This window comes from Sporosarcina sp. ZBG7A, assembly GCF_000813425.1.
Taxonomy (GTDB): Bacteria; Bacillota; Bacilli; order Bacillales_A; family Planococcaceae; genus Sporosarcina.
Window position 1 is genome coordinate 37,280 of record NZ_JWIB01000034.1, and the last position, 12,990, is coordinate 50,269.

At 41.6% G+C, this 12,990-nt stretch carries 11 protein-coding genes and 1 pseudogene; 1 reads left to right on the forward strand and 11 read right to left on the reverse strand.

The features are described 5' to 3' along the window. Positions 1 to 128: 128 nt before the first annotated feature. From nadR to RL70_RS12560, 8 genes are all read right to left on the reverse strand, one after another. On the reverse strand, positions 129 to 1,181 hold the full coding sequence (gene nadR, locus RL70_RS12525; RefSeq protein WP_231567271.1) for a multifunctional transcriptional regulator/nicotinamide-nucleotide adenylyltransferase/ribosylnicotinamide kinase NadR: 1,053 nt from the start codon (positions 1,179 to 1,181) through the stop codon (positions 129 to 131). 30 nt (positions 1,182 to 1,211) lie between these two features. Continuing rightward, on the reverse strand, positions 1,212 to 1,925 hold the full coding sequence (pnuC, locus tag RL70_RS12530) for a nicotinamide riboside transporter PnuC (RefSeq protein ID WP_039043740.1): 714 nt from the start codon (positions 1,923 to 1,925) through the stop codon (positions 1,212 to 1,214). Between the two features lie 423 nt (positions 1,926 to 2,348). Next, positions 2,349 to 3,608: an exo-beta-N-acetylmuramidase NamZ domain-containing protein gene (locus RL70_RS12535; protein ID WP_052245957.1), complete on the reverse strand. Its 1,260-nt coding sequence runs from the start codon at positions 3,606 to 3,608 to the stop codon at positions 2,349 to 2,351. A gap of 15 nt (positions 3,609 to 3,623) precedes the next feature. Further along, a complete protein-coding gene (locus RL70_RS12540) occupies positions 3,624 to 5,741 on the reverse strand; it encodes a glycoside hydrolase family 3 protein (protein ID WP_052245949.1) in 2,118 nt (705 codons plus the stop codon). A 15-nt stretch (positions 5,742 to 5,756) separates the two neighbouring features. Then, the gene (locus RL70_RS12545) at positions 5,757 to 7,403 is read right to left on the reverse strand and encodes a serine hydrolase domain-containing protein (protein WP_039043742.1); all 1,647 of its coding nucleotides are present in this window, start codon (positions 7,401 to 7,403) and stop codon (positions 5,757 to 5,759) included. A 340-nt stretch (positions 7,404 to 7,743) separates the two neighbouring features. Next, entirely contained in the window at positions 7,744 to 8,157 is a 414-nt protein-coding gene (locus RL70_RS12550) for a GNAT family N-acetyltransferase (protein ID WP_052245950.1), read from the reverse strand. Positions 8,158 to 8,261: 104 nt separating this feature from the next. Continuing rightward, positions 8,262 to 8,711 (reverse strand): GNAT family N-acetyltransferase, encoded by a 450-nt coding sequence (locus RL70_RS12555; protein ID WP_039043743.1) that lies wholly within the window; start codon positions 8,709 to 8,711, stop codon positions 8,262 to 8,264. 311 nt (positions 8,712 to 9,022) lie between these two features. Further along, the gene (locus RL70_RS12560; protein ID WP_039043744.1) at positions 9,023 to 9,550 is read right to left on the reverse strand and encodes a dihydrofolate reductase family protein; all 528 of its coding nucleotides are present in this window, start codon (positions 9,548 to 9,550) and stop codon (positions 9,023 to 9,025) included. Between the two features lie 618 nt (positions 9,551 to 10,168). Here RL70_RS12560 and RL70_RS17920 point away from each other — a divergent pair. Beyond that, positions 10,169 to 10,372: pseudogene (locus tag RL70_RS17920) on the forward strand (IS5/IS1182 family transposase); the annotation flags it as partial. Positions 10,373 to 10,844: 472 nt separating this feature from the next. Here RL70_RS17920 and RL70_RS12570 read toward each other — a convergent pair. The 3 genes from RL70_RS12570 to RL70_RS12580 form a co-directional block, all read right to left on the reverse strand. Further along, a complete protein-coding gene (locus RL70_RS12570; RefSeq protein ID WP_039043746.1) occupies positions 10,845 to 11,519 on the reverse strand; it encodes a DUF3885 domain-containing protein in 675 nt (224 codons plus the stop codon). A gap of 126 nt (positions 11,520 to 11,645) precedes the next feature. Then, complete coding sequence (locus tag RL70_RS12575) at positions 11,646 to 12,074, reverse strand: cupin domain-containing protein (protein ID WP_039043747.1); 429 nt, start codon at positions 12,072 to 12,074, stop codon at positions 11,646 to 11,648. Positions 12,075 to 12,154: 80 nt separating this feature from the next. Then, positions 12,155 to 12,985, reverse strand: a complete 831-nt coding sequence (locus RL70_RS12580) for a phosphoenolpyruvate hydrolase family protein (protein WP_039043748.1) — start codon at positions 12,983 to 12,985, stop codon at positions 12,155 to 12,157. Positions 12,986 to 12,990 lie beyond the last annotated feature (5 nt).

Here is a 12,990-nt window from a genome sequence, read left to right on the forward strand (position 1 = left end):
CCCCTTTCAAATACATGACTTAGTCGCATTTTAATACTATCCGTTTCATATGACAAGTCCAGGCGCTCAGCATTCGAATCTTCTTCATACACACAAAAAAAGAAGGGTCACACAGCACCCTTCTTTTATTAGTACGTCATGAGTTTCGTGATCTGTTCGATGGATTTGTCAAGCCGCTCCTCGTAGTTACCACTAATCGATGCGTATTGGATTCCCCGCTCATCAAACATTTCCTTCAAAATTCTATTTGTCTTTTCCCGCACCTCGGGATCATTGAACGTTCGGAATCCGTCAGCCACCCACTTTACATCGGGTTCAAGGAATAGGTACAAATCATAATCCTGAGACTGGATGACCCCTTCTATAAAGTCTAGCTCCTGACCAAGATACATTTTAGCGTAATACTGGGACACTACCGCCTCGCTATCAATGAACAATAACTTGTTTGCTTTCTTGATCTTTTGAAACTCCATATGCTTATGACCAAACACGATTTCCTTGTAGTGCTCTTCAGTCAGCAATGAACTTCCGTCCCCGATTTCCTCGCTGACCGTACGCCCGTATTCTTCTACATATTCAGTGCCAAATAGTTGAGCTAAGTTCCGTGTTAACGTGGATTTTCCGCATGATTCAACTCCGACTATCGCAATTTTTTTAGTGTAGTATGGCTTCGCTACATCGGGAATCATATCCCAATTTGCAAATACTCCTTCGTTTCGTATTTTAGTTGCACTGATTGGGAAAATTCTGCGTGCCTCATCTATGACGACATGTTGAATATCTTCTCCATAAATAAGTCTAAACCAATGATCGTACGCGCTTTCTGAACTGAAGATATGAGTGATTTGCTCCGGGATTGCTTCAATCATTCTCCGTCCACCTTCCAGCCACATATGCTCTTCGCTCTCCCATGGTGGGTCTTCCACCGCCAATACTTTCACATTCGGCATTCCTTTAGTTGAAGTCATAATCCACTGCTGCCGCAGTTTGAAGTCAATATAATTCAATCCCGCGTCCTTACACAATTTCCTGTCCCGATTCTCGTCATAACTAACCACTACAAACAGCTGATCCACTTGAGCCGCTGCTTTCGTAATCGCATACAAATGACCTTTATGAAAGGGAATGAATTTCCCTCCGTAGTGTCCAACTGTCAACTCTTCCATTCTAGGTTCTCCCATTTTAATCTTCTCCCTTCATGAACAAAACGCTCAGTCTTCTGCTTTTTGTACCTTCGATAATTTGACCCAGTTCACATAACCGTATATAGAATTCACTAAGAACGCCGTCCACATGATGACCATGTTCCAATCGTTCCCTCCTGTCTGCACCAGCGTGATCACCCATAGCGTGATGGTCAAGATATTCACTAAAATCCAGATTACCCATTGTTCTGCATATCTCTGCACCATTAAAATTTGTGCGATTACTGAAAGAACGACCGCCATACTATCGATTCGAACTTGCTGTGCAGATAACACCGTCAATAGTTCTGCATATACCAATGCCCCTATCACGAAGGATCCGGCAACGAGTATCCAACCCTTACGTGTCAGTCGCTTCACGTATACGTTTTCACCTTGCTCCGAATCCTCTTTCTTCTTAAAGTGATTCATCCACATCCAAATCCCGATAAATTGCGTTGGGAAGTAAAATAACCAGTTCAACATGGCTTCACCATATAAGCCGTATCCGAAAGCGATATAACCATAGGTGACTGTCTGCACGATACCGAATAGATAATTTGAAACCTTTCCTTTCGCAACCAATACTACGCACAACATACCAGCTATCGAACTGATCAACCCTAGAAGCGTGTCTTGAAATGCAAAATAGAGGTATACCGTAATTGCTGTAAATAACGAAATCCACACCTTCTCAAAAACCGACCACTCTGCCAGATATCCTTTCAACTTTTCAATCATCTTCTTCACTCCTCTTTACTTAGTTTGTTTTTGTTACTAACTGTTACACTTAGTATAACTATGTATCTATGTATTGTCAACAACTCTTTTTAAACACAAAAACGCCCCCACTATTGCGGTTTATCACCGCACTGTGAGGGCAACAGTAGATGAGGTTTCATTCTACTGAAGAAACTTTGAATAAATTACAAACAACTTTGCTGCTTGAACACCAGTTGTTCCATCTCCAAAAAGGAATTTACCATTAGCACCACTCAGAATTCCAAATTGAGCGGTGAAGTCGTATCTCCTTTCAGATATGCACTCAATTAGTCTTTAGAAATCCAAGAATACTTAGCTTGCAGTTGGCTGCCGAATTACTCTGCAACAACTTTGTAGCCCACTTCAATAAAGTGAATATTTCACAGGACAATTCAGACCTTTTTAGTACATCAAATACTTCTTTCGTACTTTCTCAAATTCTCTTAAATCTTTTTTCCAACGCGATTCCATCTCTTCTACCGTCATTCCATTTTCAATGGCCGGTCGTATCCATCCGTTTCCGATTAGATTGTCAAAGAATGGCGTGAGTTGAACCTGTTCTGGATAAAGATCTTTTATCGTTTTCACAATATGAAGACCAGTTTCAACCGGCTCATACTTATTTCGATCAGTAATATGAATTTGAACACCATGAGAAAGTTTTCCGCTATGCTTTGAGAACGTAGGGGTAAAGGAAGCAGCTCGGAATGTCACTCCTGGAAGATCCAGTTGGTTTAAGCGCGTGACCAGTTCTGGACTGCTGATGAACGGAGCACCAATTAGCTCAAATGGCTTTGTCGTTCCGCGTCCTTCTGAAACGTTCGTCCCTTCGATAAGTGCTGCACCTGGATAAGCGAGTGCAGTTTCCAGTGTTGGCATGTTAGGAGATGGCATGACAAACTGAAGTCCTGTTTCATCGAAATAGGCGTTTCGCTTCCAGCCTTTCATTTTCACTACTGTTAAATTCGCACCTATGTCAAACTCTTTGTTAAACAGCTTCGCTAGTTCTCCTACAGTCATTCCGTGACGTAGTGGAATCGCATACTGTCCAACAAATGACGCAAACTCTGGATCCAGGACTGGTCCTTCAACTTTTTTACCGCCTAAAGGATTCGGACGATCCAATACAATGAACGGAATTCCTTTTTCTTGCGCAGCTTCCATAGCTAGAGCCATTGTATAGATATACGTATAGAAGCGAGTCCCGACATCTTGAATATCAAATACTAGAACATCGATATTCTCAAGCATTTCAGGAGTCGGTTTTCTAGTTTTTCCATACAAGCTATAAACCGGCAAGCCAGTGACTTCATCGATATAATAATCCACATATTGCCCAGCCTGTGCATCCCCACGAACACCATGCTCTGGACCGTAGAGTGCCTCTAACTGAATATCCGGATCATTGTTCAAAAGATCGACCACACTGTTCAGGTTTTGATCAACCCCCGTAGGATTGGTGATCAACCCAACCCGCTTACCTTTCAGCAATTTCTTCTCATTTTTCATAAGCATCTCCGCACCTAGTGCAAATTTGTGCTTACCTTTATCATATCCTTTGGATTTCTTATTCCCGTTGGTGTACGTGTTATCGGCAAATGCCGCAGTGAATGTCGTCATGACTAGTAATGCTGTGACGACTACCATTAGCCACTTTTTCATCATCTGACCCCTCCCTTATTCGTTGTAGGTTAGTCCGTGTCCAAATGGATACAAGGTTCCTCCCTCTGGATTTGGAATTGTCACAGGAAGTTTACCTGTAGGTTGGATGTCTCCAAATAGAACGGATGCAGTTGCTTTAAAGCTTGCTGTTCTAAATCCATATTGAGCCAAGTACCCATCTACGTTCGGATAAGCCATGATGTCGTATGGATTTCTGACTCCTACCGCAATGACAGGTGCTTCTGTTTGTTTCATTAACTCATTTACCATTTTCATTTGTGGGTTAGTAGGTGCTCTGCCCGCTACAGTGGAAGTAGTTGTACCGACAATGATTGCCGACGCATCTGAAATCTGTGAAACCTGTTCAGCAGAGAGTGGCTCTCCTGTTTTCACCAAGATTGTGTTTTCATGTTTACTTTTCACTGCTTGGTACAGTTCATCGATATATGAGCTACCAATGACTGCGATTTTCTCTGATGAATTTACCTTCAACGGTAGTACATCATTATTTTTCACTACAGTCACTGACTTTTCGGCCACCTCACGCTCAATTTGTTTATGTGAATCTGAGCCTACAGTTTCCTTAGCAGTTGCAATCACTTCATCAATCGACTTCGGATTCTCTTCTTTCATAACGCCCCTCTTGAGCTTTAAGGACAATATTCTCTCAACTGAACTTTCGATTCGTGATTCTGAAATTTCTCCAGTACGTACCGCATCCACGAGACCCGTTGCGACACTTTCCAATCCGACTGGCATTAGGACAAGATCAGTCCCTGCCTGTACAGCTCGGATTACAGAATCCACTGGTCCGAAATGATCCGCAATCGCTTTCATGTTTAATGCATCTGTTGTGATTAATCCATCGTATCCCATTTCCTCACGCATCAGTTCCGTCAGTACTTTATAGGACAACGTAGCAGGCACATTAATTTCAGTTCCATCTTTTTTAGAGATTACTGTTGTCCCATCGATTTTCGGGAACGTGACATGTGCTGTCATGACTGCATCTACTCCCGCTTCCATCGCTTTCTGGAACGGATACAACTCCACTTGCTTTAACCGTTCCTTGTCATAAGGAACTTCAGGGAGACCTAAATGCGAATCCACTGCTGTATCGCCATGACCAGGGAAGTGTTTTGCTGCTCCTGACGTTCCTGTGCCTTGAAGACCATTCGTATAAGCTACACCTAATTGAGCTGTTAGCTCTGGGTCTTCACTAAATGATCGCACACCGATTACAGGATTATCCGGATTATTGTTAATGTCAAAGGAAGGTGCGAAGTTCATATTGATACCCAACGAATGCAGTTCCTCACCAATTGCTCCTCCGACTTTACCTGCAAGTTCTTCTGATCGTGTAGCACCTAATGCCATATTCCCTGGCATATCTGTTCCAGATTGAAGTCTCGTTACGATTCCCCCCTCTTGGTCAATCGACATGAGAAGACCATATTTTTCAGACGCTTTTTGATAATCTGATACTAAACGTGCCGTTTGTTCTGTAGTGACTACGTTTTCTCTAAACAAAATCACTCCGCCTAAATGATACTTTTGTACAAGCTGCTCAATTTCAGGAGTGAGTTCTGTGACATTTTTGCCATTCATATTCCTGAAATCTGGCATGAGCATTTGTCCCACTTTTTCTTCAAGCGTCATGTGACTGATTGCATTCTCAATGAGGTTGTATCGTTTCCCTTTCATCTTCACTACCTGATAAGTAACTGGCAGTTTGTCGTGCCACTTTCCAGATGATAAATTAGGCTTTGCTAGTAGGGCAACATGGTCAAATCGTTTCCCTTCTCTCACTTGAATGATGGCCATACCAGGTTTCCCAGACATCGTAACCACCCCATTGTCGTCAACTGTAGCGACTCTTTTATTGGTAGATTTCCATTTCAGATTTTGAGACACTTCCATAAAATGTCCTTCTTTATATGCATGAAGAGGGTTTAGCTGAAGTGTTCCATCTTCAAATTGGCTCTCCGATTCAGGAACATTTTGTAATAGGATTAAATCTTGAATCGGTGATTTGTGTGAGTTAGCCATAGCAGTTTGACCAGACACACCAGTAGATATTACTAACAATCCAATCAGTAGGGGCACTAAAAAATAGGCACGAAGTTTCTTCATCCACAGATCTCTCCTTTAATAGTTTCTATTTTCCCAATCCGTTGAATCTGCAATTGGTTTGACAGGTTTCCCGTTCAGTTTAATATCTCCTACGTACCATCCCCGTCCGTTAACAGATGTATCTGTCTCATAACGGAAACGAACATGCTTTGTTCCGTCAGGGAGGGCAACCGTCAAATTACTCCATTTGTTGTTCGTTCCTGTAAGATGAACTCCTACTTCATTCCACTCAATACCGTCATTAGATACTTCAATTACTCCAAAGTCAGAGTCCTTTTCTAGTTCATACCAAGTGTTAAATGATAATTCGTTGACTTCTTCTTTTGCATCCACAAGTAAGTTCCGATTCAGCTTGTCCCCGTATCCAGAAAACCACGCATCTGTACGTCTAGGAATAGGTGCTGGAATTGCATCTGCCACACGTCGAACGAAGTCTCTTCGAACAGAGTTCAATGAAATTGTATTTCTGGTAGGATGAACACGATTGGTTAGCAGAATCGCGATTGTTTGGTTTTTCTTGTTAATCACGATACTTGTTCCTGTAAATCCGGTGTGCCCTGCTGATGAAGGATCTGAGAGTGCATCCATATACCACCCTTGGTTCAATTCCCATCCGAGTCCATGATCATCCCCCTTAAATTCTGGAATCTGATTTTCACTCAATAATTGAACCGTTTTAGGCTTAAGGATTCGTTTGCCGCCATATCGTCCTTCGTTCAGAATCATATGTGCAAATATCCCTAAATCTTTAGCTGTGGAGAAAACTCCAGCGTGACCTGCAACACCGTCTAGTGACCACGCATTCTCGTCATGGACTTCACCCCAAACGAGTCCTCTACCAATCTCAGGTTGGAATTCTGTCGCAGCAATCCGATTCTTAAGCGATGCAGGTGGATTGTACATCGTGTCTTTCATACCAAGTGGTTTAGTAATTTCGTCTTTTACAAACTGATCCAAGCGTTTCCCTGATAGTTTTTCAACAACTGCTCCTAACGTAATCATGTTCAAATCGCTATAGGTATAGCTGCTCCCCGGCTGAGCTTTCAATGGTTGAGCATATACAAGCTGCAACCTGTCTTCCCGTGTTTCTCCTTGGGAATGGAGTGGAATCCAAGCGGTGAATCCGGATGTATGAGTCATTAACTGTCGTATCGTAACTGTTTCTTTTCCATTTGCAGCGAACTTAGGAATGTATTGTGCTACAGGAGCGTCCAATTGAATAGCTCCCTTTTCATACAATTTCATAGCTGCTACTGTCGTGAAAATTTTGCTAATTGAAGCGACGTCAAAAATGGTGTTGTTTTGCATTGTCACAGGATTTTCCATTTCCGTGTAAGAGTCGTCCACATAACGAGCAGCATCGCCATAAGCTTGCTGTTTCACAATATGTCCACTGCGTGCTACAAGGACAACAGCCCCGGGGGTCGTGTTTTCTTCAATTGCATTGTTAAGGACTTCATCAATTTCTTGAATAGGCTCCTGTCTCATTCCCGCACCTCTCACTGAACCTGGATGTAGAATCGGTGCTCCGTAACCTGGATTATTCCATGACTTATTAGGAATCGAATTCCCATGGGCCCCAGCTGTTTCAGCAAAAACAAGTCCACTTGCTAACGTACAAACGAGTACCGCAGTTAAGAACTTCTTTTTCGATTTCACCATCTACTTCATCCTCTCCTTATTCTTGTAAGCCCTTTCACTTTATCGAAATTATTAGTAAATTACTATGCTTCCTAAGGGCTTTCATTTATAGAAACACTGGTAATTTAGTGCATAAATGAGTTGGTATAATTGACTGACTAATAAGAAAAAATAAGAGCGTTAGTTTGCTAAATGTTGCTATAAAACGACAAAAAGACACCTTCCATAGAGTTGGAAAGTGTCTTTTTGCTCCTTGTGTACTATAAAGGATATTCTTACAGATGGCCTATTCTGTTCCTGTTTTTACATGATCACGATGCAAAGATTTTAAGAGATTGTTCTTACTCTCTGTAGGAGTAAATTAAAATGACTTCCTGAATCCATAGAACGAGCGATATCCTTCTTTTTGGTAAAACGAGTGCGATGCTTCAGTTGCTAGCATTTCAATCCGTGTACTTGGATACAGTCTATGTACATAATACAGTATTTCTTTACCTATTCCGTGTCCACGAAATTTCTTCTCTACGAGCATTTCACAAATAAAAGTGGTCACAAGAGTATCCGTAAAACCTCTCACACATGCTACCAGTTCATCATCTTTCGTAACTGCAATGAATGCAATGGTTGAATTTCTCCAGGCTCCCTGAGTTTGCGTATAATTTTCAGCAAGATTCATCCAGCCTTCTTCAAGATACATCGCATGGATCGCAGTGTAATAGGTTTCATCGTAAGGGATAATTTTCATATCACCAGTTGCTCCGCAGTTAAACGCCATGCAACACACCGCCGTTCTCTTCTATTTTTCCTGAATCTGTGAGCTATAACAAAGCTCAATACGACAAAACTTTAGACATCAATCATCTATAGTGGCAACATTTTTTAAAAAATCAACTTCATACCTTCGTGACTTGAGATAAATCCAAGTCTTTCATAAAAACGATGAGCATCTACGCGCTGTTTGTCGGTCGTCAATTGGACAAGACCAGCACCCTCAGACTTTGCAATGGAAATCGCTCGTTCAAACAAGGCTTGACCAACCCCTTGACTGCGATAACGTCTATCAACTCGCACCCCTTCGATTTGTGCCCGTTTCAACCCTCTTCTAGCTAAACCAGGAATGAGGGTTAGCTGAAGACAGCCAACCACTTTTTGATCATCAATTGCTAAAATGAGTTGGTTTCCAGATTGGGCTTCCATTTCTGCAAATGCTTCCACATAATCGTTTACCACGTAATCTTCTGTACTTTCACGCGCAGATCCTAATTCATCATCCGCTAGCAAGGCGACAATACTTGGGATATCATTTTCTGTCGCTTTTCTGAAATGCATGTACTCCAACTCCTTAGATAAAAGATGCAACCATGAACCTTCATACAACTCCATCTAATCATATAATCTATTGGCATGACTTCATGCCCTTTGCCAAGTAGTATACGTGGCAAATCCCAAGAAGTATAATCTGAAATATCTATCATTTGATATAAGGAAATGTTATACACAGCTTGGTAAGTGTGGAAAGTAGTTGCTAGTGAGTAAATCATTCAAAAACAGATCTGAAATATCAGTTCTCCAATCCAATGCCTAAAACAAAAATGCCCTTTGAGTTGCAAATACTGCACTCCCAAGGGCCACTTATCATATTATGCTCTTTTCGTATACCGTAAAATAGGAAGTCCTTCATTGACTGAGTATTCCTCAAGCTGTAATGGAATCGTTCGATCGTTTTCTTCGAACAGACGGGTTCCAGCTCCAAGAATCATTGGAACGATGCCGATGATGAATTCATCAACGATGCCTGCTTTCAAAAAGGCGTTTGTCAGCTGGCTACCACCGAAGAGCCAAATATCTTTTCCTTCGTCCTGCTGAAGATCTTGGACGTGCGATACAATGTCCCCTTTGACAAATTGCACATTTCCTTGGTCCTCTTTATCTAAAGAAGTCACAACGATAATCTTGTGCTGTGCCACCATATCGAGTGTAGAATCCTCGAACGATTTTCGTCCCATTACAACCGTATCGACTTGTTCTAAAAAGTCTGAGAAACTGAACTGATCCGATGTATCCAGCTCACTATGGCCGTCCCCACCAATCCAGTCGAATCCCCCATTGTCATCCGCAATATATCCATCAAGGCTCATCGCCAAATTCATTATGATTTTTCTCGTCATCCTTGCCCACTCCGTTCTGAAGACATATTTAACGTTCAGCAGTATACCACGAAATCGGTCTTAGACTACTTAATGTAGGCTTCAAAAAAGAAGGAAAGCAGTTCAAGAGTATTCACCGATAAAACAGCCATTACCTTGAATATATAACATTCAGAAGTTCTACCTGTAATCGCTTCATACGAAAACTCTAGCTTCAAATAAGTTTTCATTGCGTATTTCAATATTTCAAAGAAGAAATACCAATTACTTTAAAGTAATTGGAGAGACTATAGACAAACTCTTGCAATCACGAGGTAGGTCTAAAGTCTATTTTTTTACAATAGATTTAACTATAAAAAGTTGATTTCCGCTGCGTGCGGACGCTTTTCGAGGGGCTTGCTCTCAGCCAATCGAACGACGAAGAGTTCGATTGGCCGTATTTTGGCGAACTTTGCTAAAATTAAGGCAGTACTCATCTCCCTAGCTTTGCTCAGTCCAGAGTCTTCGAAAACACGTGCTCCTAACGCTTCACTTTTACTCGAAAAAGCTGTTATTCGTCACAGCTTTCTCTCCCCCCCGGAGTCGCCGCTCTCCGCTACAATCAACAATATCTCCCAACTATCAAATGAGGTGATGGAAATGATGACGAAGAATCAAGTTAATGAACGGGAACAGATGGAAATGCTTACAATCGAACAGTTAGTTCCACAAGACCATCTGGTCCGTAAATTAGATGCAGTAATTGATTTCCCCTTCATTTATCCATTGGTTGTAGATCTATATTCCCTATTCGGAAGACCGAGCATAAAACCTGTTGTTCTCTATAAATTGTCATTCATTCAATAGCCTAAGCCCTCTTTTGGTTGTTCATCGCATACCATGTTTCTCCTTGACATCGACAAAGATGCGTTCAACTGTTTCTTTGCATTCCCATAGACTTCTTTGATTTCACATCGGTGTCTCAATTCTTCTGTTACATCTAGTTAGTCTTGTTAGCTGGACATGGTGCCTCACTATTGCATTGTTTGCTTGAATGATGTGAATGTGTCTTAGCATATTCAGTTGATTGAAGTGCAGGACGGCGACTCCTGGGGATCAGCGCAGCGCGAAGACCCCGCAGACACGAAGCGACGAGGAGGCTGAGGGCAAGCCCCCGGAAAGCGCCCGTCCGGAACGGAAATCAACGGCCTGTTATCCTTCATTTTCAGAGTCAACGGTGCAAAAAGACAAAAGGGATGGAAATCAACACGATTCCCATCCCTTTTGTCTACAGTCTGAACCAATTACTATAAAGTAATTGGCTCAATGATCATTCTCACTTTAAACGTATACTTTCCGAATTTGCAAAAACAGAGTCTATCTGATTACGTTCCTCTTCACTAATCCAATCATTGTAACTCTCATATAAAAATTGAATCTCTTCTTTCTTTAACGCTAAAATGTCACAGCCCGGCCCATCATATAAGTGATAAATAATGCCGCGCGTCAAATTTATAAAATAAAACTCAATACTACTTTGAGGCTTCTGCTCTAACTGTATCATGACCTCCCCAAAGTCTTTATAGCAAATTTCTCGCAATATGATTTCATATCGAATGTCCTTTTTTTTGCAACCTAAGGTGAATCGATGGACTACCAACTGTTCCCCTTCTTCGTTGCAAACATCCGGTATCAGTTCATGCCTCAATTTATCTAAGACGTCCTGTTGTTTAATATAACTTCGGTATACTTTTAACGGTTCTTCAAGAAACAAGTGATCCTCAGTTGTACGAACGTCCGCTATTACAAGTAGTTCATCTTCATCCCGAAATACCTCATCATACAATGTAATGGAACGTTGAAAAGCGTCTTCCAGATCATCGGAATCCTTAATAGTCAATAAAGGATTTAATATATCAAATCGAATGGCAATATCCCATGAATTGAATAACGGGGGTTGCAATGTTACTCCTTTAAACTTCTGGTCAAAAAAAGATTCTAGATTTTGCATTGTCTTTTCCTCCCTAGACAATTAACAACTGATTTTTTCATTTTGTCTGTAACCAAACAATCACGAGTGTTTTAGCCAAAAGGAGAGTTTCCCCACACAGGATTGATTCTGAGCCTAAATTCCGACTTAATTACCTGGAAGAATTCCAGGGGCAAGCACCTTACAATTTGGATCTGCACGAAGAACCATTTCGGGACCATGTGGACTGTATATGGCCATTAGTTTTAGTGGCTCCCAACCCGTATTAATTGTAGAATGGAATGCTCCCTTCGGTATGTGAACACACATTCCTGCAGTGATTTTCGTCGGTGCACCGTCATTCACAGTTTGCTCACCTTCACCAGAGATCACGTAAAGAACCTCTTCTTCTTCAGGGTGATTATGACGGTCATGACCTTTACCCGGATGCAAAATAACGATACCCATACTAAACTTCTCCGCGTTCGTCACACGTGGTTCACTCATCCATTTAAGTGTTCCCCACTCAAATTCTTGAGTTTCAACATCCTCTGGATTTATGTATCTCAATCCTGCTTGCTCTTTTACTTCAGTCATTTTAATTCCTCCAAAACATGTATTTTAAATTCTTAAAACAAAGAGAAATAACTTATTGAAGGAGCATTGTCAAAAATCTTTTAAATCGATAAATCTTTAAACTTACGGGCTTGTTTTTCAATAGCCACCTCAGTTGGAAGTCGCTCAATACTGCTTGCGCCGAAGAACCCTGCAATGCCTTCTGTATGCTCAAAAATGTACTGTGCGTCTTCGGGTTCTGCGATTGGTCCACCATGACACAATACGATAATATCCGGATTAATCGCGACAGCAGCATCACGCATTTCCTGTACTTTTTTAGCTGACTCCTCAAGAGTCAAATTACTTTGCGCACCGATACTTCCCTTAGTTGTAAGACCCATGTGCGGAACCAGGACATCTGCACCAGCTTTCGTCATCGCGACAGCTTGCTCAGGTGTAAATACATAAGGACACGTTAGCATTCCTAATTCATGTGCTTCACGAATCATTTCAACTTCTAGATCATAGCCCATTCCCGTTTCTTCTAGATTTGTTCGGAACGTCCCGTCAATTAAGCCGACAGTTGGAAAGTTTTGGACTCCATGGAATCCCATATCTTTTAACTGTCTCAGAAAATTAGGCATTATTCTGAATGGATCTGTTCCACAAACTCCAGCAAGTACCGGCGTATCTTTTACGATCGGAAGTACTTCAGAACCCATGTCCATAACAATTGCATTGGCATCTCCATAAGGCATCAGACCCGCTAAACTACCACGACCAGCCATACGATATCGACCTGAGTTGTAGATGATGATTAAATCCGTACCACCTTTTTCTGCGAACTTTGCAGTGATTCCTGTACCCGCTCCTGAACCGATAATCGGATTCCCTTTTGCAATTTGTTTGCGAAGTTTTTCTAATGCTACTTCTCGTATAGTTAGTGTCATTTGCA